Below are 25,494 nucleotides of genomic sequence, written 5' to 3'. Positions count from 1 at the left end.
ATCGATCCGACCGCCGCTTTCGAATGCTCATCGCAACCTCCTCCTTCAGGGTGTTGCGACGACCGTTTGAATCCGTCCCTGGATCCTCGGAAATCTGCTCGGCGGTCTTGCGGGCTACTACCGCAACAGCCGCATCCTCAAGGCGTTCGGCGTTCTGAGCATGGGAATCCACCCTATCCCATACTACGTGGTCGCCTTCGTTCTTCTCATCATCTTCGGGTTCCTCTGGCCGGTTCTGCCGATCAGCGGCGGCGCCACGATGGCATCAGACCGCTCCAACACCTTCGCGTTTGCACTCGATGTCGTGGTCCACTCGATCCTTCCCGTGCTTTCGCTCATGGCGGTCGGCATCGGCGGGTGGTTCATGGGGATGCGTGCCCTCGTATCCAATATCGTGACGGAAGACTACGTGGTCTATGCGGAGCTGGCGGGCGTCAGGCGCGGCAAGATCCTGCGCTCCTATGTAATGCGCAATGCCCTCGGCCCCCAGGTCACGGGCCTCGCCTTGCAGCTGGGCGCCATCTTCAATGGTGCGATCATCACCGAGCAGGTCTTCGGTTACCCGGGCGTCGGATCGTTGCTGATCAGTGCGGTCCATGCCGGCGACTACAGCCTGGTTCTCGGCATCACCACCGTCTCGATCGTGGCCGTCTCCGCCACTGTCCTGCTGATCGATCTGCTCTATCCGTTGATCGACCCGCGGGTGGAGGCGCGCTGATGAGTACGCTCAGAATTCTTCGCGACCTTTTACGGTACAACGGCGAGTTCGCCGTCGGCCTGATGCTCGTCCTGATCGTGCTGGCTGTAGCCGGCTGCTCCTTCTTCTCACCCTATCCGCCGATGGACGTGTACGTCGTGCCGCCCGATGTGCCGCCTTCCTGGGAATATCCGCTGGGCACCACGTCGCGCGGGCAGGACGTGTTCTGGCAACTCACCTTCGCAATTCGGAACACTCTTCTCTTCGGCATCGTGGTCGCGGCTCTCAGCCGTGTCATATCGCTCCTGGTCGGGCTGATCTCAGGCTACAAAGGCGGCTGGGTCGACCGGATCCTGATGTCGATCAACGACACCTTCGTGGTCGTCCCGCTCTTTCCCATCCTGGTGCTGTTCTACTTCATCATGCGGGACGAGATGACCTGGGCGATGCTCGCGATCATTACCGCACTGCTGGGATGGGCTTATGACGCGCGACTGATCCGGTCCATCGCCATGAGTCTGCGGACCCGCGAATTCACCCGCCAGGCGGTGTTCTCCGGCATGAGCACGGGCAAGATCGTCTTTCAGGAGCACCTGCCGTTCGTCCTGCCGATCGTGTTCTCGACGACCATGAACAACATCAACTGGTCGATCGGCATCGAAGTGACGCTCTCGGTCCTGGGCTTCACCGATATCAATACTCCCACTATCGGCGGGATGATCTACTGGGCAAACCAGCATACCGCTATGGTTTCGGGTATCTGGTGGTGGATCACGTTCCCCATCATGCTGGTGATCATGCTGTTCATCGGGCTGTTCCTGCTTGCCATCTCGATGAACGAGTACATCGATCCGCGCAGCCGCCTCAGCCGTCTTGGGGGGCAGGCATGATCGCAGAACTTCGCTCCATTCCTTCCTCCGACGTCGTGAAGGCACCGCAGGCCGTTCCGCTGCTCTCTGTCGACGGATTGAAGGCCTATTACAAGGTGAAGCTATTTGGCATCGACCGCGAGGTGCGGGCGGTCGACGATGTCAGCCTCAAGATCAATCGCAACGAGATCTACGGCCTCGCAGGCGAGTCGAGCTCGGGCAAGACTTCCCTCATCAAAACCATTGCGGGCGCCATTCGTCCGCCGCTCAGGGTGGTCGAAGGATCAGTGCGCTTCGCCTTCAAGGACGGGGAGCGGGACATCTACAAGCTTTCGCCGCACGAATTGTCGGCGATCCGCTGGAGCCACCTGTCCTACATCATGCAGGGCTCCATGAGCGTGCTGAATCCGGTTCGGCGGATCAAGCACGCCTTCGCGGATTTCGCGTTGCCGCATGTGAGCGCCAAAGGCGCCGACTTCACGAGGCTTGTGGAGCGGCACTTGAAGCGCCTTCATCTGGATCCTGCAGTCCTCCAGGCCTATCCGCACGAATTGTCCGGCGGCATGCGGCAGAGGGTGACCATTGCCCTCGCGACCATCTGCAGTCCGGAATTCATCATCGCCGACGAGCCGACGACCGCGCTGGACGTGATCGTCCAGAAGGGCGTTCTCTCCATGATCCGAGAGATCCAGCAGGAGTTCGGGTCGTCGGTCCTGTTCGTGACCCACGACATGGCGGTTCACGCCAACCTCACTGATCGTCTCGGCATCATGTATGCCGGCCGGCTTGTGGAGGAGGGCCGGACCAGGGACGTGTTCAAGAGGCCGCTCCATCCCTACACCGCGCATCTGATCTCCAGCCTGCCGCGCATCGGGGACGAGGCGCCGAAAAAGGGGCTTGAAGGATCGCCTCCAAGTCTTGCCGATCCTCCACCGGGGTGCCGGTTCCATCCCAGATGCCCCCTCGCCATCGACATCTGCCGCCGCGAGGCTCCCCCGATGGTGGAAATCCTGCCCGGACACCGGACAGCCTGCCACGTTGCCCAAGCCGACCCCGCCAGGGTCCGGCCGGTCGCATAAGGAGGCGAGCGCATGAGGCCGAACCTTCTTGAGGTCGAACACGTCAACAAGATCTTCACAAGAGGCGGTTTCGTATCGCGGCGGGTCAATCATGCCGTGAACGATGTCAGCTTCTCCCTCGCGGCGGACAAGCCCGAGGTGTTCACCATCATCGGCGAGTCGGGCAGCGGGAAGACGACTCTCGCGGGCATGATCCTGAACAGCCTGCCCCCTACGAGCGGTCAAATCCGCTTCCGGGGAAAGGATCTGCGTGAAATCCGCAGTCGCCGCGCCCGGCTCGAATTCATGAGCCATGTGCAGGCGATCTTCCAGAATCCGTTCGATGCGTTCAACCCCTTGAAGCGCATCGACCGCTACCTGTTCAGCGCGGCCCAGCGCTTCACCGAATGCCGGACGTCCGAGAAGGCGGCGGAGCGGGCGGACGAGGCCTTGCATAAGGTCGGCCTATCGCTCGCCGAGGTGCGAGGACGCTATCCGCATGAAATGTCGGGCGGCCAGCTCCAGCGCGTGGCGATCGCCCGCGCGCTCGTGTCCAATCCATCGCTTATCGTCGCTGACGAGCCGGTTTCGATGATCGACGCGTCGCTGCGCATGACGGTCATCAACCTGTTCAAAAAGCTCCGCGATGAATTCGGCGTCTCGATCATCTACATCACGCACGATCTGGCGACCGCCTATTACATCAGCGACCGTCTGATAATCATGCAGAAGGGCAGGGTGGTCGAGGGCGGCGACGCCCGGACTGTGCTGGCCGCGCCGCAGCATCCCTATTCCATCAAGCTTCGCCAAGCGGTGCTGTCGGTCGACGACGCCTGGCGGGATAGCAGCTTCACGGGCGGCATGCCCGCGATCGCCACCTGATCCAATCCTCATTTCCGCCGATGATTCAAACAAACCGAGACCGCACTTCACTGATCGGAGCCTCCCCATGAAAGAAGCCAAAGTCACCATTGACCGCGATTTCTCCATCGCGGAAACGGATCCTCGTCTTTTCGGAGCCTTTGTCGAGCATCTGGGACGATGCGTCTACGGCGGCCTCTACGAGCCGGGCCACCCAGACGCCGACGAGCGAGGTTTTCGGCGCGACGTGCTTGAACTCGTCCGTGAACTCGGACCGACGATCATCCGTTACCCGGGCGGAAACTTCGTCTCCGGATATAACTGGGAGGACGGCGTCGGCCCTGTGGAGAACCGTCCGCGCCGGCTCGACCTCGCGTGGATGTCGACCGAGCCCAACACGTTCGGCACCAACGAGTTCATGGATTGGTGTCAGGCAGCCGGCGTCGAGCCCATGATGGCTGTCAACCTCGGCACCCGGGGCCCCGACGATGCCCGTCGTCTGCTCGAATACTGCAACTTCCCGAGTGGGACGGAACTGTCCGATCTGCGCCGCGCTCACGGATGGGAGAAGCCGCACAACGTGAAGTTCTGGTGCCTCGGCAACGAGATGGACGGCCCCTGGCAGATGGAGACCAAGACGGCCTGGGAATACGGACGGATCGCCTCCGAGGCCGCCAAGCTCATGAAATGGATCGATCCGACGATCGAACTCGCAGCCTGCGGTTCCTCTTCGCGCAACATGCCGACCTTCGGCACCTGGGAGGACACGGTGCTCGAGCACTCATTCGATCACGTCGAGTACATCTCCCTGCACACCTACCTGAACAACTATGCTGATGATACACCGGCCTTTCTGGCGAGCCCGGACCTGATGGACAGCTTCATCGAAGAAGTTGTCGCCATTGCGGATGCGGTGGCCGCACGGCGTCGCTCGTCCAAGCGGATCATGCTGAGCTTCGACGAATGGAATGTCTGGTACCGGACCCGTCGCAAGAATGAAGGTCGGGTGAAGCTCGGCTGGCCGGTCGCGCCCCAGATCCTCGAGGAAATCTACAACATGCAGGATGCGCTTGCCTTCGGTGGGGCCTGCATCTCGCTGCTCAATCATGCGGATCGCGTGAAATCGGCCTGCCTCGCGCAACTGGTGAACGCCATCGCCCCGATCATGACCGAGACCGGCGGACCTGCCTGGCGGCAGACGATCTTCTACCCGTTCAAGGACATGAGTACGCTTGGCCGCGGGACGGTGCTGCAAACGAACGTGGACTCGCCCACTTACGAGACGACATACTACGATCCGCGCGGTACATCCGACCTGCGCTTCCCGCTCTCGGAAGTGCCTTATCTTAAGCTATCTGTGGTTCACAACCCTGATGAGGATTGCATCACCATCTTTGCGCTCAACCGCAGCCTGGATGAGAGCCTGTCGATGGAGGCTGTCGTGCGCGGCTTCGAGGGTCTTGCGGTCAAAGAGGCGCACCAGCTGCGCAACGACGACTTGATGGCCGTCAACACGAAGGATGAACCGGATAAGATCAAGCCCGCTCCCTTGGAGGGTGTGGAGGTTTGGGGAGAACAGGTGCGGGCCAGGCTCTCGCCGGCCTCGTGGAATGTTATCCGACTGGGGGTTCAGAAGCAGCAGTAGTCCGTGCGATACTGCTACGGAAAGCCGATCTGGGAGAACCGGCTCGGACGAGGCGCCGGGAGGGACATGTACCCTCCCGGCGTTTCGCGGTCGTCGAAGGCAAGATTTGTTCTCGGCACGGTTCACACAAGACGCAGCGAGGGGCATGGAGGAGGTAGGCCATGGCAAAACTACGGGTGATGCTGACAGGGGCAACCGGTTACATCGCCGGCCAGTTGCTCCCAGCCTTCCGCGAACGCTATGATCTGCGCCTCATCGACTCTCGGGTAGAGAATGGAGCTGGTCAGGCAGTCAGCGGCGTCGAGTTGTTCGATCTGCTATCAGCGAGCGCTGCTGATCTGAAAGGCATCTTCGCGGGCATCGATGTTGTCGTCCACGCGGCTTACCATCGGCCAGGCGGACCGGATCCGCAAAGCCAGTACGACGGCGAACGCCGCAACATCGACATGATGCAGCGGGTCTACCAGACGGCTCTGGACCAGGGCGTACGACGGGTCGTGGCGGCCAGCACCAATCAGGCTGCGAAGTGGTACGAGCAACCCTACTTTGCCGGTCTGCGCGATCGTGTCAGCCCGGAAGATTACCCGCGGCCGGACAACTTTTACGGTTGGGCGAAAGCCGCCTACGAGTCGCTAGGGTTTCTGTATGCATGTGGCAGTCTGGGCCGCAAGCTGGAGGTGATCCAGCTGCGGATTGTTGTTCCCCGAGAGATCGACGCCAACAACTTTGCCGATCTGCCCCGCCATCGCTATGTGCGCGAGCTCGCAGGCTACATCAGCGAGCGCGACTTGCAGCAGCTCTTCTGCAAATCCATCGAGACACCTCAGATCGACGACGAGCACGGGGTGCCGTTTCACATATTCTACGGGGTTTCCAACAACGCCCGTACTTTCTGGAGCATCACCAATGCTCGTCGTGTAATCGACTATCAGCCACAGGACGATTCTGAGATTCGCTTCGCTGCCGATATCGCTCGGTTAATGAGTCGGTAAAGCGAAATGAACAACCACTTCGGGAACTGCCACCCTCGGAATAGGGCCGACCAGGAAGAAGACAGCGATCCTTATCGACCTGGACGTTCCGAGAGCGCAGGGAATCTTGGTTCCTAACCCAGTGCAAACCGTTGTCTGCCTGCCTCATGTCATTGTTGAAGGCTCCATGACTCAGGAGATCATTTCCAAAGAGAAATCCCCTCCTGGGACAAGGCGCGTTGCACAGCTTCCCGTTCCTCCAAACGGCGCGCATGAGCAGTGCAGGCAGGGTAGGTGCCTTGCATATCAAGGGCCATGCGATTCCCCCAGCGATAGAACACCAGCAGGTAAGGATCGACCACCGAGTAAAGATCTCCCAAGGCCCAGGCTCTTTCCGTCAATCTCGCCTCGATCAAGGCGTAGGCCGACGCAAGGTGCTCTTTCCCCTTCTCGATCAGAGGCGGAAACATCGTCTCCTCGGGTAAGAAGGTGTCCGGTCGCCAGATCATGCGGACTGCCACGGCATGCACTGAACCGGATAGCCAATTAAACCACTCGACGGATCGGGCGATGCTTTCCGCGTCAAACCCTAAAAGCTTCGCATCAGGGTTCGTCAGGCCGAGATGCAGCAGAATGGCAGCCGCTTCCGTGAGCACGAAGTTATCAGCGGTCAGGACGGGGATGCGGCCCTTTGGGTTGAGCCGTCGAAACTCCTCGGTCTTGGTCTCGGGGTGCCCGCCGGACATCAAAGCAAGTGTGTATGGCCTGCCGAGCTCCTCGAGAACGATATGAGGGGCGAACGAGCAAGCGCCCGGCGCGGCATGAAGGGTGTAGTGCATGGTTCCTCCCAGAAACGGCACCTTAGTTTGGTTTGGAAACTTGGCAATTGATCAGAACCGGATGAGCCAGGTCCGTCAGGGTCAAGGATAACGACCAAGCGATTTCATCAAGATCCCCGGTGCGTAGAACCACAGGCAGTCGGAGGTGAGGTGAGGCTTTCGCTGTTGTGCCTGACATTTGCATCTCTCGGGAGTATCATGCGGCAGACGAGGAGGGATGTTCTCATGAGCACCATCCCTGATTGGCATCTGGCCGGCGACTGGTTCGACATCTGCAGCTGCGACATTCCTTGTCCCTGCGAATTTGCTCAGGCCCCCACCAACAACGCCTGCCAGGGCATGCTCGCGTGGCATATCCGGGCTGGCCATTTCGGCACTGTCCGTCTCGATGATCTCAATCTGCTCGCGCTCGGGGCCTTCGAGGGCAATCTGTGGACGGGCGAAGCGAAGGCCGTGATGGGCCTGTTCATCGACGAGAGGGCCGGCGAGCAGGAGCGCCAAGCGCTGCAGACGATCTTCTCGGGGAAGGCGGGTGGATGGCCCGCGAGCTTTGCCGCCAACATCGGTGAGTTGCGCGGGGTCGCATTCGTCCCAATCATCTTCGAAGTCGCCAATGATCTCGCCTTCTGGCGGGCCGAAATCCCAGGCAACGTCGCCGGGCGGGCTGAGGCGCTGACCGGGCCGACCACGCCGCCGGGGCAGCGGGTCCAAACGCTCAACCCACCCGGTTCGGAGGTTGGCCCCGGGCAGGTTGCCACCTGGGGCCGGTCGGTCGAGGCCCGGATGGAGGGGTTCGGCTTCCAGTGGACGGGCGAGAGCCGGTCGAGCAAGCACATCCCGTTCGACTGGTCGGGGCCCGCTTCGGCCTAGGTTTACGGAGGCCGGCGTGTCGGGCGAAGGCATGAATCAGGGCAAGCACATCCCCGGCCCAGGTGTGACTGCCCTTCTCAGGCATGCGCGCTTGTCTCTTCTCGTTTCCCTGATCGTCCTGACGGCTGGCGCCTGGGGGCTGACCCTGTATCAATCGCTCACCATGAGTGCGTCAACGGGCATGATCGACTCCGGCCAGCCTTCCGCTGCCATGGATGGAATGGACATGGGCGGAACGTCCGATGCTGGTTTCTCGATTGTGGGGGCGGGCGCCTTCATCGTGGTTTGGACGGTGATGATGGCCGCGATGATGCTGCCGGCCGCAGCGCCGATGATCCTGACCTTCGCCCAGGCCCAGGCGCGGCGTGGCCGGGCGGTGTTCATCCCTACCTGGGTCTTCATCGCAGGCTATCTTATGGTTTGGCTCGGCGCCGGTCTGCTCGTATACCCCGTCGTTCAATGGGGCCCTGAGCTGGCATCCCGATCGAGCGTCAGGGGCTTTGCCGATTGGGCCCCTTTTGCCCTGGCTGGCACCTTGATCATAGCCGGGCTGTATCAATTCACCCCGCTCAAGCGCCTGTGCCTGCGCCATTGCCGCTCGCCGCTGGCCTTCGTGGCGCTGCACTGGCGTGAAGGGCGAGCCGGCGCCCTCTGGATGGGAGCCCGGCATGGCTTGTACTGTCTCGGCTGCTGCTGGGCTCTGTTCGGGATCCTGGTGGCCGCAGGCGTCATGAACCTGGCTTGGATGTTGCTGCTGACCCTGCTGGTCTTCGCCGAGAAAGTGCTCCCCTTGGGCCAACGTCTCTCAACCATCATCGGCTTGGCGCTCGTTGCAGGTGGGGTGGCCGTCGCCGCCGGAACCTTGCCGATGTCCTGGATGGCCGCATGACGGCGCCAAGCCAGCAGGCATTTCTCCGCCATCCGAAACAGCGGGCCTGTCCTTCAGTTCGCCGCTTTTCCGCGAAAACTACGGAAATCAGAATTCTTTCACGAGCGTCGCGTCTGGCGGTCCTCTGAACGCGCCTGCAGGAGGCCCCACCCTACAAACCGGGTGCCCTTCGAGAGTTCTCGCGGTCGCTGGCTGGACATGCTCTCGGTGCCCGAAATCAGCGTATTCGACGCTCCTTGCATCGTAAGAAGACAGAGTTCAACAGGAAGAAGATCAGACCCCTGCTTGTCATGAAGACCAAGATTGCGGGAGGTATGCCATGGAGATGCATCAGGTGCGGTATTTCCTCGCCCTGTGCGAGGAGCTGAACTTTACTCAGGCGGCCGAGCGCTGCCATGTAGCCCAGCCCTCCCTGACGCGGGCCATCCGGCAGCTGGAGCAGGAACTCGGAGGGCCACTCTTCCACCGAGAGCGGGCGCACACGCATCTGTCGGAGCTAGGTCGGATCGTTCACCCGCACCTGGAGCAGGTCTACCGCGAGATGCAGACGGCGAAACGCCAAGCAGGGGACTTTGCCAGGCTGACGCATACGCCGCTCAAGCTCGGCATCATGTGCACCATCGCTCCCGATCAGATTGTCGATCTCGTCAGTGCGGTGCGAGTCCGACACGAAGGAGTCGAGCTGAAGATGGCCGACGCCAATGCGTGGGAACTGGAAGAACGTCTCCTCCAAGGCGACCTGGAGGTTGCCATCTACTGCATTCCCGGCCAAGGGCCGGACGAACGGCTCCATGCTCTTCCGCTATTCCGGGAGCAGATCGTGGCGGCGCTCGGCAGGCAGCATCGCCTGGCGAGCCGGAACGCCGTCCGGGTGAAGGATCTCGACGGCGAATGCTACATCCACCGCACGAATTGCGAGTTCGCGGGCTACGCCGATCCGGTGTTCCAGGCGCAAAACGTCAAATGCACGGCCGTCTATTGGAGCGAGCGGGATGACTGGACATTGGCCATGGTCGCGGCAGGTCTTGGCTGGGCCTTCATGCCGGCCAATTCGGTCAGCCATCCTGCGGTCCTCGGCCTGCCGATCATCGAGCCCGAGTTTTGGCGCGAGGTGAATCTGGTCACCGTGCGGGGCCGACCTCACTCACCGGCCGTCGGAGCATTGGTGCGCGAGGCCACGAGCATGCGTTGGTTCGGAAGGCGGGCTTTCGCGGTGGAGCGTTCCAAAGACATGCTGGAAACAGCCGATCTGCCCATCACGAGCTGATGGACCCGTAGTGTTGCGTGCCGTCCGGCGATGCCACCCGCCGATGGATGGCACTTGGCTCCGCCTGGCGTTCGTGCCGTTGCCGATCAGGTTCCCGGTTTTGTAACCAGGACGGGATTTTCGCGATAAAGCTCCGGGAAGATCCGCTTCAAATCAGAGACCTTCGGAAGATCGTTGATGACGATGTATGGATAGCTAGGGTGCAGGGTCAGAAAATCCTGATGGTAGGCCTCAGCCGGATAGAACCCGGTCAGCCGATCCGCCGTCGTGACGATCGGCTTCGGGTACACCCGGGCTTGGTTCAGCTGGTTGATGTAAGCGCGCGCCACCTCGCGTTGGGCGTCGTTGTCTGCGAAGATCGCAGAGCGATACTGCGACCCGACATCAGGCCCCTGCCGATTGAGCTCCGTCGGGTCATGCACCACCGAAAAGTAGATCTGTAGGATCTGGCCCAAACTGACCTGATGAGGGTCGAATGTCACTTTGACGGACTCCGCATGACCCGTCCGACCCGAGCTTACGGTTTCGTATTGTGCCGTGTCCGGCTTCCCGCCGGAATAGCCCGAGATAGCGCTCGTCACGCCCCTGACGTGCTGGAACACGCCCTGGACACCCCAGAAGCATCCGCCGGCCAGAACAACGGTTTCTGAAGCCCCACCGACTGGCTCGTCCATCATCGGCGGTGGGATCGTGACGGCTGCATTGGCGGACAAATCCACCAGGCGCCAGAGGCCGAATCCGACGGTGGCAGCCACCAGAACCGGTCCACCGATAGTTTTCTTCACGTGCCGATGAAAAGCTGTTGCGAGCCTGCTGACGATTGCGACGGATGACATCGTTTGCTCCTTACTAACCCGAAATAGGGCAGACCAAACTGGCGACGATCGATGGAAGAGCTGTGAGAACCATCAGATGCCCGCATACCATTCGTAACCGCGATCTTCCCAGAAGCCGCCGCGGCCACGGCCAATCCCGGCAAGGCTCTCAACGAGTTCGATCCTCATCACGTACTTTGCCATCTTGTAGCCGAGCTGACGTTCGACGCGCAGCCGCAGGGGCGCCCCGTGCGGGATCGGCAACGGGCGCCCGTTCATCTCGTAGGCGAGGATCGTTTGCGGGTGATAGGCATCCTCGAACCCGAGGCTCTCATAATACCGGCCGGTGCCATCCGGCGTCGGTTCGAGCGTGTCGGCGCAGCGGAATACCACGTAGCGTGCCCGCGATTGCACCCCGGCCCGTTCCAGCACGTGCGCCAGCGGGACACCCGTCCACTGGCCGATGCAGCTCCAGCCCTCCACACAATCGTGACGGGTGATCTGTGTGCGCGACGGCATCGCCCGGAGTTCAGCGAGAGAGAGTTTCTGCGGGTGCGAGACCAGGCCGTCGACCTGCAGCCGCCAATCGACGAAGTCCTTCTCGGCGAGGATCTGGTAGTCGGAGTCATCGACCGAGGTCGAGCCGTTTGCCTTGAACACGGGCGAGAGATCCGCCTCGGTATATTCGCGGGCGAAGGGGCCAGAACCCAGGAGAAACCGCTGCGCCCTCGAAGTCGCGCTCTCGGCGCTCTCCAGGACCTCCCGGAACCAGGGCGTCTCGGACAGGCGATCGCAGCCGCCGAGCGCCAGCGTTCCGGCGAGCGCGGCGGTCCGCTTGAGAAAGCTGCGTCGCCCCGGATCAGTGCGCATGAGGGCCTCCCGGAAGGACATAAGTTCCAGTGATCATGGAGCGAAGGTTGTTCCAGGCCCCCGACAGCAGGGTCATGGCTATATGCACAAGAACGAACAGCACCAGTCCCGATGCTGCCAGGAAGTGGATCGTGCGGGCGGACTGCCGGCCTCCAAAGACGGTGAGGAGTTCCGGAACGGCGGCATCGATTCCGGGCGACATCGTCAGGCCGGTGAGCACCACCAGCGGCAGCAGCACGAGAGCGACGGCCAGATAGGTCAGCTTCTGAAGCACGTTGTAATGTCGGGCCTCGTCGCCATGCGGGAAGCGCAGGAGGAGGTGCTCCCGGATCGTATGCCCGATCTTCCTGAGTTGCAGGCGGGTCGGCAGGAGGTCACGGCGCAAATGGCCGCTGATGAGACCGTAAACGAGATACACGGCGCCGTTGAAAACAAGGAGCCAGGCGAAAAAGAAGTGCCACCGCCGTCCAGTCGACAGATCCTGATAGCTTGGAAGCGTCAGCCAGGATGGGAAGCCGCGCGCCCAGATCTGATCTCCGGGGCCGGTTGATGCGCCGAAAAGGCCCGTTGTGTCGAACGCATGACCGAGAATTTGCGTGACGCCCCTGATACCAGCTTCATTGTTGTCGGTTGCCGTCAAGGCGAGCAGAGGGTGATCGAAGGCAGAGGCTTGGCCCCAGTAGAGCGCCGGATGGGCGTTGAAGATCTGCAGGCCGCTCATCAGCAGGATCAACAGGCACGCTGCGTTGATCCAGTGGGTCACACGGACCATGATGGAATGTCGGCGGATGGAAGCCGTGGGTCGTTCGACCATGGTCGTCTCCCGTTGCAATGGCTCCATGCGGTACTCACGCTACACCCAATCCGGATGCGCCGATGCACGGATCGCAACACGATTGCGTGACCGCGATACCCTATGGTGCCGGAATCCAGGATTTGTCGTTGTCTCCTCAATGGGCCGTCCAGCCGCCGTCGATCGGCAGGGCGACGCCCGTGATCGACGCCGCGGCGTCACTCGCCAGGAAAGCGGCGAGGGCCCCGATCTCCTCGACCATGGCGAAGCGTTTGTTCGGCTGCTCGGCCAGCAGGATGTTCCGGATCACCTCTTCGCGCGGGAGCCCACGCGTTTGGATCTGGTCCGCGATATGTGCCTCCGCGAGGGGTGTCCAGACGTTGCCCGGGCAGATCGCGTTGCAGGTGATGTTCTGCTCCGCTGTCTCGAGTGCCACCACCCTGGTCAGCCCCACGATCCCGTGCTTGGCCGCCGCATAGGCCGATGTGAGCGGCAAACCGACGAGACCAAGCGCCGAGGCGATGTTGATGATGCGGCCCCCACCTTGGCGGCGCATGGCGGGAAGGGCGTGGCGGGTCGTGTGGAAGGCAGACGATAGGTTGATCGCCAGCACCGCATCCCACTTGTCGGCCGGGACCTGATCAACCGGGCCGACATGAAAGATGCCGGCGTTGTTGACCAGGATGTCCAGCCGGCTGAATGCTTCCAGGACAAAGTTCACCATGCCGGCGATCTCGTCCGGCTTGGTCATATCGGCGGCGGAGTAGATCGCCTTGGCGCCGGTCTCGTTCTGCAAGGTCCCGATCGTGTCGCGGATCTCCTCGGGCTTGCCGAAGCCGTTGATGACGACCGAGGCTCCCGCACTCGCGAAGGAGCGGGCGATGCCGAAGCCGATTCCGCTGGTCGAGCCCGTCACAAGCGCCACCTTGCCGTCGAGCCTCCCTGCAGTACCGACCGTAGGCTGAGTGAGAGCGATGTTCATGAGACTTCTCCTGCGGCTTCTTCATGAGGTCCGATCATTGATGGCAGGGCGTCGGTCCGCATGATCGGCTCCTTATCCGGCTGTCATCATCACACCGGGCCGGGCCTCGTGCAGGATGAAGCCCTCGACGGGATCGAAGTCGCCCGACCAAGGCGCCAGCTCAAGAACACGGCTCGTGTCGGCATAGCCTGCCTCGCAGCGTCGGCGGATGCCCTGCGGGCTGAAGTCGATGTCCTTGGTGTGGTCATCACCTTCGAAAGGCGGTGCCAACAGCCGGACCACATGCATGCGGGTCAGGCAGCCATAGCCGGCCAGCTCCCGCACAGCTTCAGTCTTCCGCTCGGCTTCAGGCAACCGGCGCACAAGTTCGGAAATCACATGGCGCAACCGGTGGATCTGCTTCTGCCGAGCGATGTGGCTGACGGCGCGGCTGCAATACTGGATGTCCTTCTGCCGGCTCATCACCTGCCAGATCGTATCCGGCTCGGGCCCTTGGGGGTTCCAGATATGGACTGCGAAGATGACCGAGTTTTTCCGTGGATCGTCATCGAAGACGGCCTCGACCGGCGTGTTCGACAGGATCCCGCCATCCCAGTAGAGATCGCCGTCGATACGAATGGCCGGGAAGGCCGGGGGCAGGGCGCCGGATGCCATCACATGCCGGACATCGAGGTCCATGTCGCGGCTGTCGAAGTAGCGCATCTCGCTGGTGCGCACGTTGGCGGCTCCCACCGTCAGGCGTGTCTCTCTCCCATTGATGCGGTCGAAATCCACGAGCTCGGACAGGGTTCGGGCCAGGGGCGAGGTATCATAATAGCCGGCGGATTCCGATCCGAGGGGTACCTGCAGACCAAGAAATGCCGGCAGGTTCGGCCTGAAGAAAGCCGGGATGCCCTGGGTGATGGTCGTCAGGTTGGTGGCCAGTGGTCCCGCAAGGGACAACGCGCCCAGGAACTCCACCCAAGGACTGTGCTGCATGCGGCTCCAGAACTCCCGAAGCCGCTCCATCCGGTTCTCGACCGCATTGCCGGCAATCAGGCTGGCATTGATCGCCCCGATCGAGGTGCCGATCACCCAGTCCGGCTCGACCCCGGCCTCATGGAGAGCCTGATAAGCGCCCACCTGGTAAGCTCCGAGCGCGCCGCCGCCCTGCAGCACGAGAACGACCTGGCCGAGTTCCTTGGGAACCCGTCGCAGACGGGCTGGTACGACATCCGGGAGCCGTTGTTCGGTGATCGCGTCCGGTAGTGTTCCCGTCCGCTCGAGTTCGCTGATCACCGCTTCGTCGGAGCCCTTGCCCTTCCTGGGGACATCGGGTGTGACGTGTTTGAGCATGACGTCCTCCTCAGTGAGCGGTCCAGCCGCCATCGACCGGCAGGGCGGCACCCGTGATGGAGGCCGCGGCATCGCTGGCCAGGAATGCCGCGAAGGCGCCGATTTCCTCGACGGTGGCGAAACGCTTGTTGGGCTGCTGCGCCAGGAGCACGTCCCGGATGACCTGTTCCCGCGGAATGCCGTGGGACTTGGCCTGGTCGTCGATCTGCGCTTCCACCAGCGGGGTCGAGACATAGCCCGGGCAGATGGCGTTGCAGGTGATATTTTCCTCCGCCGTCTCGAGGGCAACGACTTTCGTCAGGCCCACGATCCCGTGTTTCGCCGCCACATAGGCGACCTTGAACGGTGAGCCGACGAGCGCGTGCGCCGAGGCGATGTTGATGATGCGGCCTCCGCCCTGACGCCGCATGGCCGGAAGGGCCAAGCGGATCGTATGGAAGGCGGAGGACAGATTGATGGCGAGGATTGCGTCCCATTTCTCGACCGGGAACTGGTCGATCGGGCTGACATGCTGAATGCCGGCATTGTTCACCAGGATATCGAGGCGACCGAAGGTCTTCAGGGCACGATCCACCATTCCGGCGATTTCGTCCGGCTTGGTCATGTCGGCGGCAGAATAGACTGCCTTGCTGCCGGTCTCTCTTTGCAGATCTTCGAGGGTGTTGTTGATCTCCTCGGACTTGCCAAACCCATTGACGACCACTGAGGCACCGGCGGAAGCGAAGGCGCGAGCAATGCCTTCGCCAATGCCGCTTGTCGAGCCGGTGATGATGGCGACCTTGCCGCCCAGAACTCTTGCGGAACCGGTCGCTGGTCGGGTGAGAGCGACGTTCATGATGGTCCTCCTGCGGAGTTGTCGTGATGCATTCCGGTGGGCTGACGTCCAGCCCGTTCGACGATGGCAGCGAGAGGCTCGAATCTGAAATGCCGGTTCGCTGTCGTATTGATAGAGGGCTGCTATCGAGCCTCCCGGATAGGCCTAGCGGATAGCGGCCGGCGAGCGGGGCGGAATACCGCGCGCTGTCTCGGGCAACGATTTCTCGGCCACGGGCCGTAACCGCACGGCCAGCAACGCCGCGGCCATCAGCGCGATCCCGACGCCGGTGACGCACGCGGCCCAACCATACCGGTCAAAAACCTGACCCAGGATCGCGCTGCCCACCAGCCCGCCGGAAAAGTATGAGGCGAGATAAAGCCCACTCGCCGAGCCTCTGTCCGTCGTTGCCGCATGGCTGACGAAGCCCGTGGCGGTCGCCTGCGCGAAGAAGGTGCCGATCCCCACGAGCATCAGGCCGATCAGGATTGCCGGAAGGCTCGGAACGGCCAGGAGGGGCAGACCGATGCCTGCAACGGCCAGGGATCCCCAGAGGGCAGGCCGGGTCCCGAACCGTTGTATCGCGTGGCCAGCGAGCAAAGTCGTGACGATGGAGGGGGCGAAGACGAAGTAGACGAACCCGAGGGTCATCTGATCGATTGCGATCGGCTCGCGGACCAGCACGAAGTTCACGTAAGTGAAGGTGCCGATGAAGGCGAACAGGATGCAGAAGCCGATCGCGAAACTGGGGCGCAGGAGCGGGTTGCGCAGGTGCTCGGCCCAGATCGAGAAAGGCGCACGCCCGCGTTCGTGTTGAGCCGGCATCATCGCGGATTGCGTGAGCCAGACATAGACGATCACCGCGCCGAGCAGGTTCAGGCCTGCCAGGGACAGGAAGGTCGCCGGCAAGCCCAGATGGTCGGCGAGCCCCGCGGCCAGAAGCCGGCCGAAGAGATTGCTGGCGACGTTGCCGGTGATATAGGCGGCAAAAGCTCCGCCAGCGTCCATTGCACTGCAATGCTCGCCGAGGTAGGCGAGGGTGAGGGTGAAGGCGGACGCCATGCACAGCCCCTGGACGATCCGCAGCATCGTGAAGGTTGCAAGATCTGGCGCAATGGCGAGGAGAGCGGTGGGGATCGCGAGCAGCGTGAGGCTGACCAGGATGCCGCGCCTGCGATCAATCCGATGGCTGAAGTAGGCAACCGACAGGCAAGCTGCCGCCATGCCCATGGTAGTGGCGTTCACGGCAAGGCCCATCGCCGCTGGCGTCACGCCGTAGCTCCTCGCCAAGGCCGGAAGGATCGCCTGTGTGCCGAAGAGATCGACCACCGTCAGGAAGGCGATCAGGCCGATCAGGAGAGTCCGTTCGAACGTGCCGGCATGATGGCCATGCATCGGAATGAATTGGCTTTGGCTGATATTCGCCATGGTTTCCTCCCGCCAAGCGGCGGAGACGCGCCCGGGCGGAAATGCCGGGCGCTGACCGCTCCGTGGCATGATCACATCATGTGCTCGTCTTGTTTCCGCATCTCGTGAAAGACGTCGGAGGACAGCAGGACTGCTGGGGTCTTGCTCGTGTTCTTCCACCAGTGCTGGACACCGAGCTTCTCGACTGAAACCTCGCCGGCCTTGTGTATGATCGGCACCGCACAGTTGCTGGCATATTCCTCGATCGTGCCCGAAACGATGTAGATCAGAGCCGGCCGGTCCTCGTGGCTGTGCCAGGGGACGACGCCGCCGGGCTGGACCACCAATTTCCGAATCCGCATCTGGCGGTCCTGCAAGTTGACCTTCTCCTTCGACAGGTCGATCGCGGCGAGGACCGTGTCCGTGACGCCCTTCGGCCGTGTTTCGCCCTCGGTGCGGGCGCCAACCTTCATCTTGTCCGCAGGGCATTCTCCCGCGCTTGCAGGAGCCGCCAGAACGGCGCCCGCCAGGAAAGCAACCGCGCAGAATCCGTGCCAGGGCATAAAGAGGCCTCGAATTTGGTTCAGCATGTCAATGTCTCCTCTGTTCCGCCTCGCCCAGATGGAGGCAATCCGAGGGTGCCGGCGCGATGCGGTAGCATCATCGTCGGTCAGGCAGACTGGGATGTGAAATGCCGAGTAGGCCTCAATTCCATAGCCAGAAGCTATCACCGCAGCTGATCGATCGGCGGTAGTCTGAGGATGAGCCCCGCATGCCGGCAGCGCCTGCATCGCTAGCACCAGCCAGCCACCGGGTAGGAGGGTCCTCATGGAGATGCATCAGATCCGGTACTTCCTCGCCGTTTGCGAAGATCTCAACTTCACGCGGGCAGCCGAGCGCTGCAATGTCGCGCAGCCTTCCCTCACGCGAGCCATCAAGCTGCTCGAGGAGGAGCTTGGTGGAGTTCTGTTTCATCGCGAGCGGAACAACACCCATCTGTCGGAGCTCGGGCGGATGGTGAAGCCGCATCTTGAGTCCGTCTATGCCCAAGCAGAGGCCGCCAAGCGACAGGCCGTCGACTTCGCCAAGCTGAAGAAAACAGTCTTGAAGCTAGGTGTGATGTGCACGATCCAGCCGGATGAGCTCGTCGATCTTGTCAGCGGCCTTCAGGCGCGTCACCCCGGGATCGAGCTCGAAATCGTCGATGCGAGCGCGGCCGACTTGGAAAAACGGCTCGTCAACGGCCAGCTCGAAGTGGCCATCTATTGCATCCCGGGTCGAGAGCCTGACGAGCGCTTGCACTACATGCCCTTGTTCAGGGAGCAGTTCATGATCGTCGTTTCACCCGACCATCCGCTCGCTCTCCGGGACGCGATCACGCCACGTGACCTCACGGGGGATCGCTACCTGAACCGGATCAATTGCGAATTCACTGGCCATGCGGGTCCAATTTGGCAGGAGCACGGATTCGAGGGCTGCGAGATGGTCTACCGCAGCGAGCGCGACGACTGGATCCTGGCCATGATAGCGGCGGGGCTTGGCTTTGGCTTCATGCCCAAGAGCTGTTCCAAGCATCCTATGGTCGTCGCCCGCCCGATGGTGGATCCGGAAATCTGGCGCGAGGTCAATCTGGTGACGGTGCGCGGGCGCCCTTACTCCCCGGCCGTAGGAGCCCTTGTGCGTGAAGCCATGCAGGCTCAATGGCTCGGTCTGCCGGCCCTTGCTCTGGAACGTGAGAAGGAACGTCAACGGGCGGAGGAACCCGCATGAGGCAAGGCGTGCGGGACCGTCGGGCCGCCGCCTGTGGTTGGGCCCCCAAGCGCACGTTTCTCCTTGGAGCCAGCAAGTTGGGGTATCATGCCTCGGACTAGGTCGTGTCCGTCGACGCGGAGGATATCATGGCGACGATTGCGGAGCAGGTCTGTGCGCAGCTCGACAGCCGATTGAGTGCCGCCGAGGCTGCCGTCGCAGCCGACACTGGCGCATCGCCAGTGCTTGCCGCCGTTCTCGCGGAATTCCGGCGGAAATTCGCGAAGACCCGACCGGCCGTGGAAGGCAATCCTGGCCCTGTCCAGCGCGAGGCCGTGATTGAACTCGAGCAGGCGGCCGACAGCGCCAAATGGGCCGCACTGGCCGATAAAGGGGCCTCCGAACCGACGAGGCTCGCGGTGGTGTCCGCACATGACTCGATCTGCTGGTTCAAGGCCACCGGCGACCTTCTCGGTCGCGAGCATGTCGAGCCGAATCCGCTCGCTGGTTAGAGGAGACGATAATGTCGGCAAGAGGATTGCGAACGAGATGGCATCTCGTTGATTCATGATGGGGAGGCGAGTCCGACGATCAGGTGACGGCCGAGTAGCACGCTCAGGCTTGCGACGAGATCAAACCCGGGATCAGCCAAGGCCGCCTTTTCTGCAGCCTCCCTGAATGTTGCCCTGCTCATCAGAAGCTGCACGAAAACCGCGCCGCCGGGTGGCAGCCGATGGACCTCAATCTTGAGATCCAGGCGGGCGACCAAGGCATCCTCCGGTGTTGAGATTCCAGCTACGCCGTTCGGCTCCGCAACCGCTGCCTCCCAGATTGTCACGATGGGATAACGGGACCTGACGACCTGAATGGTCGGATGGAGAACCGCCAGACACCGCTCCCACGCATGAGCGGCGAATGCCGCAAGCTCGCAGACGGTCAGAGGGTTGGCGTCAGGCGCATGAGAGGCACGAATGATCGCTGCCTCGAGACGCGCCACGTCCCCGAGATACTGCATCGATCGAGCGGACGGGATGGTGTCGATGAAGTCACCGAAGTCGTCGCAACATGTCATGAGATCCGGCGAGTGCGGCGGCGATATCGCAATGAAAGTGTGCGCCATAGTACGGAAGAAATCATCTCCGACGAGCGACCGGCAGACAGGGAACCGGGCTGCCAAAGCCTCGATGAGGCTGGCGAAGTCGGGGCGTACGATGGAGGCTGACGGTCCCACGGCTCCTCCCGTTTCCGCAGACTCGAGCGGATGGTCACCGCCCCATGTTTGCACTGCGGGTTGGACATGATTCCGGAAATGGCCGTACTGGTGAAATATCAATGAATAATGGAACCGATAGCAGGATGCTATGACCGCGCCCGGTCCTGAGCCATTGCCGTTGTATCTGGAGCTTTCCCTCCTCACACGATCGAGTCGTCAACGGACCACGATAGCTGACGCGTATCGAATCGGGAGCCACTTGGTATTTCAACAGACAGGTGGCTCTGTCCATGCTGCTGTCATGGCTCATGCGTGGTGCATGAGCGGCAACCTGAAGGAATGCCCAATGGCCACCCGCATCGCAGGACTATGTGCCGCTGCCCTGATCCCCTTCCTGCTCGCCGTTTCCTCCGTCCCGGCCAGAGCGGAAGATCCTGGCAGGCAGGCCCTCGAGAACGGTATCGTGAAGGTGAAGAGCGCCTATCCGGTCGACGAGACGATCAAACGGATCAAGCAGGACGTCTCCTCAAAAGGCATCATGTTCTTCCTCGCAGTGGATCAGTCAAAGCTCGCCTCGGATGCCGGGATTAAGCTCCGGCCATCGACTCTTCTCATCTTCGGCAATCCGGCGCTTGGCTCTCAGTTCATGACCTCGAACCCGATCGCGGGAATTGACTGGCCGGTACGCCTGCTCGTCGTGGAAGACGAGAAAGGTGAGGTTTGGGCGGTTTACAACGATTTTGCCTACATTGCCGGCCGGCACGGCATCACCGATCGAGATACAGCCTTCCAGAAGGCCTCGGAGGTTATTGCATCGATCACCTCAAGCGTCGCAAAGTAGAGCAAAACATTGTTGGTCGGTTGCGACCGCCAAAAGTTGCCGCTCAAAGTCTGGCTAGCCGTTCCTTCAATCGCGGGCTTGCGAAGTCAAGAAAGGCCCGCATCTTCAACGGCAGGATAGCTCGTGCCGCATGAAGAAGATGGATCGGCAGAGGGGTCGGCTCGAACTCTGATAAGATGATTTCAAGCAATCCATCCGAGACAGCCTGCGAACATTGATAGTGCAGCACCCGCGTGATGCCCACGCCCTGCATCGCAGCCCACACCGCCGCCTCGGCCGTCGACGTGATCAGACGCGGCCGGACCTGCACCTGAACGGCCGGTTTGGCGCCTCTGCCCTGGAAGACCCAGATCGACTGCGCCGCCAGCATGTCGAAACTCACGCATGGCATGCCTGCCAGATCGGCCGGTGTCTTCGGATACCGGTGCGAGCCAAGGAGCCGCGGACTGGCACAGACCACCGTCCTCATCGTGCCAATCCGGGTCGCAATCATGCTGCTGTCCGGGAGAGGCCCTATCCGCACCGCCATGTCGACGTGATCATCGATCAGATGCAGGTTCCGATCCGAGAAAAGCAGCCGCACATCGATCTCCGGATACGCATCAAGGAACTCGGTGACGATGGGGAGCAAGTGAAGTCTGCCAAACAGCATCGGTGCCGTCAGCACAAGCTCGCCGCGAGGCGTCATGAACTCACCCGCTGCGATCCGCTCGGCCTCATGAACCTCCTCCAGGATGCGCCTGGCAGCCGCCAAATACGCCATGCCTGCCTCGGTGAGGCTCAACCTGCGGGTCGTGCGAAGCAGCAGGGGTGTGCCGAGATGGGCCTCCAGTTCGCCCACCTTCCGGCTGACGGTCGGCAGGGGCATGCGCAACGCCCGGGCTGCGGCCGAGAAGCTGCCTTTGTCAACGATTAGAAGCAGGATCGACATGGCCTCAAGGCGGTCCATCTATTATTCCATTCGATGAGAGAGTCATTCTCAAGAATAGCGGATTATCCTCCCTAGCGGAATGACTACAATCTCCTCACCAAGCCTGTGCTGACCCCTATGACCGTCTGAGGGAGACCTTCATGTCTTATGGCTTTCTGAACATCGCCATCACGCCAAGCGTGCGTGCGGCACAGGCCAGCATGGAAAGCGATCATCTCTGGCAGGACTTCAAGGGACATCGCGAATTCAACAGGTTCACGCATGCCGAAGCCCAGTTCATCGCCCAGCGGGACAGCTTCTACATGGCCACCGTCTCGGAGAGTGGATGGCCTTACGTCCAGCACCGCGGCGGCCCGCCCGGGTTTCTGCGGGTTCTGGATGAGCAGAGGCTGGCCTGTGCCGACTTTCGCGGCAATCGGCAGTACATCTCGCTTGGCAACTTGGCCGCCAATGACCGGGCATCCCTGTTCCTGATGGACTACGCAGGGCGCCGGCGGCTGAAGATCTATGCCCATGTCGAGGTGGTCGACCTTGCGGCTGCGCCGGATCTGGCGGAGAAACTCGTCGATCCCGAATACAAGGCCAAGGTCGAGCGCGCCTTCGTCTTCCATCTGGAAGCGTTCGACTGGAACTGCCCGCAGCACATCACGCCACGCTTCACGCTCGCCCAGATCGAGGAGGGGGTGGAGGCCATGCGGGATCGGATCGCGCACCTGGAGGCGGAGAATGCGACCCTGCTGGCAAGGCTGGAAGCCGCGAAAGCATGATAGAGCCACTTACGCAGGCAGCCACTCCATAATGGGCAGCAGGCGTCGCGCGAATGTTACGGGGGCTGCAGGAGGTGCAATGGCTGGCGGGTGCTCGGACATTGTCGCGTCTGCTTGAAGGCGCGGTGTCAGGCGCCCCAACACACACCTTAAACAGAGCCAAGGGCGATTGACCTGGTAATTATACCACCCACGCGACCTGCAAGCCAGATTTCGAAGGAGAGTTGTAAGACGAACCCCGTCATGGACGCTCCGCGACGAACCCTGGTCTGTCTCGCGATACACGGTGGGTCGTGAGGCGAGGCCGGAGGGGATTGCTGGCAGTGCCGGCAGCGTAGGGTCGGCCGCGATGCAGGTGGCGCACCCTTCGCGCATCATGTCTCAAACGGATAAGCCACCGTCCCAAGCAATCAAGCCGACCGATCCACTCGGCCTTAAGATTCAGGGGACGCCAGGCAAAGAACTCGCCATCAGTACCTTACGGACGTATAATTGATGCGATGGGCTGAGCGTCAGGAAGCGCTGGCCAGATCAGGAGCCGGAGGCGGCCCTGACGACGCGTTCGGACGCGGCCACGTTGCCGGAGGCAGCAAGCCATGGGCGATCCCTTCCTGAACTATCTGGCGCTGGGTATCCTCTTCTTTGTGGCGATCGTGCTGTTCTACGGAATCATCGCCATTCACGACATTCCCTACCGCATCGCCGAGTCGCGCCACCACCCGCATCAGGACGCCATTCACGCGGCCGGGTGGGTGAGCCTGTTCACGCTCCACGCCCTGTGGCCCTTCCTCTGGATCTGGGCCATGGCCTACCGGCCCGAACGGGGGTGGGGTTTCAGGGCAATGCCGGCGGACGAGCCCGGCCAGACGGCATTGACGGAGGAAGTTGCCGAACTTCGCCGGCGCGTCGCGCAGCTTGAGACGCAAGCCAAGCCAGACGGCATACCAGGGGGTAAAGCGCCGGTCGGCCCAAGAACCGGGGCAACGGCAGACCTACAACAGGAGGTGGGAGCCGGCTGATGGAACTGCTGCTCATTCTCATGTACGTTGCGATCTGCGTGGCGGTATTCAAGCTGTTTCGCATCCCTGTGAATCAGTGGACCCTGTCGACTGCGGCCCTCGGTGGCATCGTCGGCATTTTCTTCCTGTTGCTGTTCATGAACTACAACCATCCGTTCACGACCACCGCCCGCATCTATTTCGCGGTCACGCCGATCCTGCCGGGCGTCAAGGGACGGGTCGTCGAGGTTCCCGTCACCCCGAACGTCAAGCTGAAGGAAGGCGCCGTTCTCTTTCGCCTCGATCCAGAGCCCTATCAATACGTCGTCGATGAGAAGAAGGCCCGACTGGCGGAGGCCGAGCAGAACGTGAAGCAACTCAAGGCCTCCTTCGACCAAGCCAAGGCGGGAGCCGATCGGGCGCAGGCGCAATTCGATCTGGCGCAGCAGAACTACGATCGTCAGAACGAGCTGTTTCAGAAGCAGGTTGTCGCGCGCGCCACCCTCGATACTTACGAGCGCAATCTCGAGACGTCACGGCAGAGCATGATCGGCGCACGGGCCGAGGAAGAGCGGGCTGCCCTTGCCTATTCATCCGAGATCGGCGGCGTCAACACGACGGTGGCGCAGCTTCAGGCGGAGTTGCGCGATGCGGAATTCGATCTGGACCAGACGACCGTGCGGGCGCCGACGGACGGCTTCGCCACCCAGGTCGCGCTGCGTCCCGGGATGTATGTCGTCCCAGCGCCGCTCCGGCCGGTCGTCGTGTTCGTCAATCAGGGTCCCCACGACAACCTGCTCGGGGCGGCGTTCCAGCAGAACTCGTTGCAACGGGTCCATCCCGGCGACGACGCCGAGGTTGCCTTTGACGCCGTGCCGGGACGGGTCTTCAGGGCCAAGGTCGCCCAGGTCCTCGACGTGATCGCGGCGGGCCAGTTCCAGGCCACGGGTGTGCTCCAGGATTTCGCGTCGACGACGCTCAACGACCGGGCTGTCGCGCAGATCGATCTGCTGGACGATATCTCCGAATACCAGATCCCGCTCGGGTCCGCCGCTCAGGTGGCGATCCTGACCGAGCATGCGGAGCACCTGGCGCTGCTGCGGCGCATCCTGCTGCGCATGCGGAGCTGGGAGAACTACATCTTCTTCGAGGGACACTAACCGCGCCAAGACCTCGCGTGGAAGGGGACGACGTTCTTCTCGGGCGCACCACTGGGGTAGTCGATCGGCTTCGTTTGAGGCCCCGTCATGACGTCGGGTATTGAGCCGCGCTGGCACATCATGCTCACGGTCCTCGTACTGCTGGGCTTGAACGTGGTGCTGCCTGAGCACCATCGGGCCATGCCCCTGTGGGTTTCCGTTGCTGTCGTGGTGATTGCCTGCCTTGCGATGGCTGGCGTCTCCTGGGCCGCTGACAAGCCACGCTGGTTGCGGATCGAAACAGCCATCATGAGAACCATCGCGGTCATTGCCCTGGCCACGCAGGTGGTGTCTTTGGCGACAGTGATCCATCAGATCGTCGGTGGTGCCGCGCGGCCCTCCGGCCTCACGCTCCTGACCTCCGGTCTCAATGTGTGGACCAGCGTCGTGCTCGCCTTTGCCGTGCTGTTCTGGCAACTCGACCGCGGCGGACCTGCCGGCCGGATGGATGACCCGGGCCGCCAGGCCGATTGGCTCTTCCCGGAGGCCGCCAATCCCGATGCAGTGCGTCCTGGGTGGCAGCCGATGTTCGTCGACTACCTGTTCCTCAGCTTCTCGACCGCAACGGCGTTCAGCACAACTGATGCCGTGCCGCTGACGTCGCGGGCGAAGCTGTTGATGATGCTAGAAGCCGCGATTGCCCTCGCCACGCTGGTCGTCGTCGCTTCCCGTGCAATCAACGTCCTTGGCTCGTGAGGCCGTAGGGACTCACTCTCGGGTTCCGAAAAGATCAGCACCTAGTGTTCTGTCACTGACGGGTAATTCCGAAATCTGGTCTGACGTGCGATGCTGCTCGCATGGGCAAGATCGAACG

Annotated in this window: 26 protein-coding genes and 1 pseudogene; 16 read left to right on the top strand and 11 right to left on the bottom strand. The window is 62.0% G+C overall.

All coding sequences use genetic code 11. The features are described from left to right. Positions 1 to 79 precede the first annotated feature (79 nt). The 6 genes and pseudogenes from JKL46_RS29295 to JKL46_RS29270 form a co-directional block, all read left to right on the top strand. Positions 80 to 718, top strand: a pseudogene (locus JKL46_RS29295) (ABC transporter permease); the annotation flags it as partial. Further along, the gene (locus JKL46_RS29290) at positions 718 to 1,587 is read left to right on the top strand and encodes an ABC transporter permease (RefSeq protein WP_201840696.1); all 870 of its coding nucleotides are present in this window, start codon (positions 718 to 720) and stop codon (positions 1,585 to 1,587) included. The pseudogene JKL46_RS29295 and the gene JKL46_RS29290, both read left to right, overlap by 1 nt. Continuing rightward, positions 1,584 to 2,645 (top strand): ABC transporter ATP-binding protein, encoded by a 1,062-nt coding sequence (locus tag JKL46_RS29285; RefSeq protein ID WP_201840692.1) that lies wholly within the window; start codon positions 1,584 to 1,586, stop codon positions 2,643 to 2,645. Before JKL46_RS29290 ends, JKL46_RS29285 begins: the two co-directional genes overlap by 4 nt. 12 nt (positions 2,646 to 2,657) lie before the next feature. Beyond that, positions 2,658 to 3,506 (top strand): ABC transporter ATP-binding protein, encoded by an 849-nt coding sequence (locus JKL46_RS29280; RefSeq protein WP_201840689.1) that lies wholly within the window; start codon positions 2,658 to 2,660, stop codon positions 3,504 to 3,506. Between the two features lie 67 nt (positions 3,507 to 3,573). Further along, the gene (gene arfA / locus JKL46_RS29275) at positions 3,574 to 5,130 is read left to right on the top strand and encodes an arabinosylfuranosidase ArfA (RefSeq protein WP_201840686.1); all 1,557 of its coding nucleotides are present in this window, start codon (positions 3,574 to 3,576) and stop codon (positions 5,128 to 5,130) included. A 161-nt stretch (positions 5,131 to 5,291) separates the two neighbouring features. Next, positions 5,292 to 6,122: an NAD-dependent epimerase/dehydratase family protein gene (locus JKL46_RS29270; protein ID WP_201840682.1), complete on the top strand. Its 831-nt coding sequence runs from the start codon at positions 5,292 to 5,294 to the stop codon at positions 6,120 to 6,122. A gap of 179 nt (positions 6,123 to 6,301) precedes the next feature. Here JKL46_RS29270 and JKL46_RS29265 read toward each other — a convergent pair whose 3' ends face one another. Next, entirely contained in the window at positions 6,302 to 6,940 is a 639-nt protein-coding gene (locus JKL46_RS29265) for a glutathione S-transferase family protein (RefSeq protein ID WP_201840678.1), read from the bottom strand. Between the two features lie 225 nt (positions 6,941 to 7,165). On the opposite strand from JKL46_RS29265, the gene JKL46_RS29260 reads away from it, so the two are divergent. The 3 genes from JKL46_RS29260 (at position 7,166) to JKL46_RS29250 (ending at position 9,966) form a co-directional block, all read left to right on the top strand. Next, the gene (locus JKL46_RS29260; RefSeq protein WP_201840675.1) at positions 7,166 to 7,810 is read left to right on the top strand and encodes a DUF1326 domain-containing protein; all 645 of its coding nucleotides are present in this window, start codon (positions 7,166 to 7,168) and stop codon (positions 7,808 to 7,810) included. Between the two features lie 16 nt (positions 7,811 to 7,826). Continuing rightward, complete coding sequence (locus JKL46_RS29255; protein WP_343074149.1) at positions 7,827 to 8,699, top strand: DUF2182 domain-containing protein; 873 nt, start codon at positions 7,827 to 7,829, stop codon at positions 8,697 to 8,699. Between the two features lie 319 nt (positions 8,700 to 9,018). Next, entirely contained in the window at positions 9,019 to 9,966 is a 948-nt protein-coding gene (locus JKL46_RS29250; RefSeq protein WP_201840672.1) for a LysR family transcriptional regulator, read from the top strand. A gap of 86 nt (positions 9,967 to 10,052) precedes the next feature. Here the strand turns inward: JKL46_RS29250 and msrA are convergent, their stop codons facing one another. From msrA to JKL46_RS29210, 8 genes are all read right to left on the bottom strand, one after another. Then, complete coding sequence (gene msrA / locus JKL46_RS29245; RefSeq protein WP_201840669.1) at positions 10,053 to 10,802, bottom strand: peptide-methionine (S)-S-oxide reductase MsrA; 750 nt, start codon at positions 10,800 to 10,802, stop codon at positions 10,053 to 10,055. A gap of 72 nt (positions 10,803 to 10,874) precedes the next feature. After that, a complete protein-coding gene (locus JKL46_RS29240) occupies positions 10,875 to 11,651 on the bottom strand; it encodes a molybdopterin-dependent oxidoreductase (protein WP_201840661.1) in 777 nt (258 codons plus the stop codon). Beyond that, the gene (locus JKL46_RS29235) at positions 11,641 to 12,465 is read right to left on the bottom strand and encodes a cytochrome b/b6 domain-containing protein (RefSeq protein WP_201840651.1); all 825 of its coding nucleotides are present in this window, start codon (positions 12,463 to 12,465) and stop codon (positions 11,641 to 11,643) included. The genes JKL46_RS29240 and JKL46_RS29235 overlap by 11 nt, the downstream gene beginning before the upstream one ends. A gap of 136 nt (positions 12,466 to 12,601) precedes the next feature. Beyond that, on the bottom strand, positions 12,602 to 13,426 hold the full coding sequence (locus JKL46_RS29230; protein ID WP_201840648.1) for a 3-hydroxybutyrate dehydrogenase: 825 nt from the start codon (positions 13,424 to 13,426) through the stop codon (positions 12,602 to 12,604). Between the two features lie 72 nt (positions 13,427 to 13,498). Then, the gene (locus JKL46_RS29225) at positions 13,499 to 14,761 is read right to left on the bottom strand and encodes a patatin-like phospholipase family protein (RefSeq protein ID WP_246529608.1); all 1,263 of its coding nucleotides are present in this window, start codon (positions 14,759 to 14,761) and stop codon (positions 13,499 to 13,501) included. A gap of 10 nt (positions 14,762 to 14,771) precedes the next feature. Beyond that, a complete protein-coding gene (locus JKL46_RS29220; RefSeq protein ID WP_201840645.1) occupies positions 14,772 to 15,596 on the bottom strand; it encodes a 3-hydroxybutyrate dehydrogenase in 825 nt (274 codons plus the stop codon). Between the two features lie 144 nt (positions 15,597 to 15,740). Next, a complete protein-coding gene (locus tag JKL46_RS29215) occupies positions 15,741 to 17,003 on the bottom strand; it encodes an MFS transporter (protein WP_201840642.1) in 1,263 nt (420 codons plus the stop codon). Positions 17,004 to 17,074: 71 nt separating this feature from the next. Further along, positions 17,075 to 17,572, bottom strand: coding sequence for a cupin domain-containing protein (locus tag JKL46_RS29210; RefSeq protein ID WP_201840640.1), 498 nt, complete (start codon positions 17,570 to 17,572; stop codon positions 17,075 to 17,077). Between the two features lie 238 nt (positions 17,573 to 17,810). On the opposite strand from JKL46_RS29210, the gene JKL46_RS29205 reads away from it, so the two are divergent. Then, positions 17,811 to 18,752: a LysR family transcriptional regulator gene (locus tag JKL46_RS29205; protein WP_201840637.1), complete on the top strand. Its 942-nt coding sequence runs from the start codon at positions 17,811 to 17,813 to the stop codon at positions 18,750 to 18,752. Between the two features lie 128 nt (positions 18,753 to 18,880). Next, positions 18,881 to 19,243, top strand: coding sequence for a hypothetical protein (locus JKL46_RS29200; protein WP_201840634.1), 363 nt, complete (start codon positions 18,881 to 18,883; stop codon positions 19,241 to 19,243). A gap of 53 nt (positions 19,244 to 19,296) precedes the next feature. On the opposite strand, the gene JKL46_RS29195 is transcribed toward JKL46_RS29200, so the two are convergent. Next, on the bottom strand, positions 19,297 to 19,962 hold the full coding sequence (locus tag JKL46_RS29195; protein ID WP_201840631.1) for an HvfC/BufC family peptide modification chaperone: 666 nt from the start codon (positions 19,960 to 19,962) through the stop codon (positions 19,297 to 19,299). 130 nt (positions 19,963 to 20,092) lie between these two features. On the opposite strand from JKL46_RS29195, the gene JKL46_RS29190 reads away from it, so the two are divergent. Continuing rightward, a complete protein-coding gene (locus tag JKL46_RS29190; RefSeq protein WP_246529607.1) occupies positions 20,093 to 20,785 on the top strand; it encodes a DUF302 domain-containing protein in 693 nt (230 codons plus the stop codon). 43 nt (positions 20,786 to 20,828) lie between these two features. Here JKL46_RS29190 and JKL46_RS29185 read toward each other — a convergent pair whose 3' ends face one another. Continuing rightward, entirely contained in the window at positions 20,829 to 21,734 is a 906-nt protein-coding gene (locus JKL46_RS29185; protein WP_201840616.1) for a LysR family transcriptional regulator, read from the bottom strand. Positions 21,735 to 21,856: 122 nt separating this feature from the next. On the opposite strand from JKL46_RS29185, the gene JKL46_RS29180 reads away from it, so the two are divergent. The 4 genes from JKL46_RS29180 to JKL46_RS29165 all read left to right on the top strand — a co-directional run bounded on the left by JKL46_RS29180 (position 21,857) and on the right by JKL46_RS29165 (position 25,376). After that, complete coding sequence (locus JKL46_RS29180) at positions 21,857 to 22,483, top strand: pyridoxamine 5'-phosphate oxidase family protein (RefSeq protein WP_201840612.1); 627 nt, start codon at positions 21,857 to 21,859, stop codon at positions 22,481 to 22,483. Between the two features lie 596 nt (positions 22,484 to 23,079). Next, positions 23,080 to 23,502 carry a DUF3302 domain-containing protein gene (locus JKL46_RS29175; RefSeq protein ID WP_201840588.1) on the top strand — a complete coding sequence of 141 codons (423 nt, stop codon included), beginning with the start codon at positions 23,080 to 23,082 and terminating at the stop codon, positions 23,500 to 23,502. Further along, positions 23,502 to 24,641 (top strand): HlyD family secretion protein, encoded by a 1,140-nt coding sequence (locus JKL46_RS29170; protein WP_201840585.1) that lies wholly within the window; start codon positions 23,502 to 23,504, stop codon positions 24,639 to 24,641. Before JKL46_RS29175 ends, JKL46_RS29170 begins: the two co-directional genes overlap by 1 nt. Before the next feature lie 87 nt (positions 24,642 to 24,728). Further along, positions 24,729 to 25,376: a hypothetical protein gene (locus JKL46_RS29165; protein ID WP_201840571.1), complete on the top strand. Its 648-nt coding sequence runs from the start codon at positions 24,729 to 24,731 to the stop codon at positions 25,374 to 25,376. Positions 25,377 to 25,494 lie beyond the last annotated feature (118 nt).

This window comes from Microvirga zambiensis WSM3693, assembly GCF_016735695.1.
In the GTDB taxonomy this organism is placed as follows: Bacteria; Pseudomonadota; Alphaproteobacteria; order Rhizobiales; family Beijerinckiaceae; genus Microvirga; species Microvirga zambiensis.
Note: the sequence above shows the minus strand (reverse complement) of the source record. Positions and strands in the feature narration are given on the sequence as shown.

Coding starts and splice junctions, on each gene's coding strand:
- JKL46_RS29290 (WP_201840696.1), top strand. CDS start 718: ATGAGTACGCTCAGAATTCTTCGCGACCTTTTACGGTACAACGGCGAG.
- JKL46_RS29250 (WP_201840672.1), top strand. CDS start 9,019: ATGGAGATGCATCAGGTGCGGTATTTCCTCGCCCTGTGCGAGGAGCTG.
- arfA (WP_201840686.1), top strand. CDS start 3,574: ATGAAAGAAGCCAAAGTCACCATTGACCGCGATTTCTCCATCGCGGAA.
- JKL46_RS29235 (WP_201840651.1), bottom strand. CDS start 12,465: ATGGTCGAACGACCCACGGCTTCCATCCGCCGACATTCCATCATGGTC.
- JKL46_RS29240 (WP_201840661.1), bottom strand. CDS start 11,651: ATGCGCACTGATCCGGGGCGACGCAGCTTTCTCAAGCGGACCGCCGCG.
- JKL46_RS29200 (WP_201840634.1), top strand. CDS start 18,881: ATGGCGACGATTGCGGAGCAGGTCTGTGCGCAGCTCGACAGCCGATTG.
- JKL46_RS29220 (WP_201840645.1), bottom strand. CDS start 15,596: ATGAACGTCGCTCTCACCCGACCAGCGACCGGTTCCGCAAGAGTTCTG.
- JKL46_RS29185 (WP_201840616.1), bottom strand. CDS start 21,734: ATGGACCGCCTTGAGGCCATGTCGATCCTGCTTCTAATCGTTGACAAA.
- JKL46_RS29170 (WP_201840585.1), top strand. CDS start 23,502: ATGGAACTGCTGCTCATTCTCATGTACGTTGCGATCTGCGTGGCGGTA.
- JKL46_RS29270 (WP_201840682.1), top strand. CDS start 5,292: ATGGCAAAACTACGGGTGATGCTGACAGGGGCAACCGGTTACATCGCC.
- JKL46_RS29230 (WP_201840648.1), bottom strand. CDS start 13,426: ATGAACATCGCTCTCACTCAGCCTACGGTCGGTACTGCAGGGAGGCTC.
- JKL46_RS29165 (WP_201840571.1), top strand. CDS start 24,729: ATGACGTCGGGTATTGAGCCGCGCTGGCACATCATGCTCACGGTCCTC.
- JKL46_RS29215 (WP_201840642.1), bottom strand. CDS start 17,003: ATGGCGAATATCAGCCAAAGCCAATTCATTCCGATGCATGGCCATCAT.
- JKL46_RS29190 (WP_246529607.1), top strand. CDS start 20,093: ATGACCGCGCCCGGTCCTGAGCCATTGCCGTTGTATCTGGAGCTTTCC.
- JKL46_RS29175 (WP_201840588.1), top strand. CDS start 23,080: ATGGGCGATCCCTTCCTGAACTATCTGGCGCTGGGTATCCTCTTCTTT.
- JKL46_RS29285 (WP_201840692.1), top strand. CDS start 1,584: ATGATCGCAGAACTTCGCTCCATTCCTTCCTCCGACGTCGTGAAGGCA.
- msrA (WP_201840669.1), bottom strand. CDS start 10,802: ATGTCATCCGTCGCAATCGTCAGCAGGCTCGCAACAGCTTTTCATCGG.
- JKL46_RS29205 (WP_201840637.1), top strand. CDS start 17,811: ATGGAGATGCATCAGATCCGGTACTTCCTCGCCGTTTGCGAAGATCTC.
- JKL46_RS29210 (WP_201840640.1), bottom strand. CDS start 17,572: ATGCTGAACCAAATTCGAGGCCTCTTTATGCCCTGGCACGGATTCTGC.
- JKL46_RS29260 (WP_201840675.1), top strand. CDS start 7,166: ATGAGCACCATCCCTGATTGGCATCTGGCCGGCGACTGGTTCGACATC.
- JKL46_RS29225 (WP_246529608.1), bottom strand. CDS start 14,761: ATGCTCAAACACGTCACACCCGATGTCCCCAGGAAGGGCAAGGGCTCC.
- JKL46_RS29180 (WP_201840612.1), top strand. CDS start 21,857: ATGTCTTATGGCTTTCTGAACATCGCCATCACGCCAAGCGTGCGTGCG.
- JKL46_RS29265 (WP_201840678.1), bottom strand. CDS start 6,940: ATGCACTACACCCTTCATGCCGCGCCGGGCGCTTGCTCGTTCGCCCCT.
- JKL46_RS29280 (WP_201840689.1), top strand. CDS start 2,658: ATGAGGCCGAACCTTCTTGAGGTCGAACACGTCAACAAGATCTTCACA.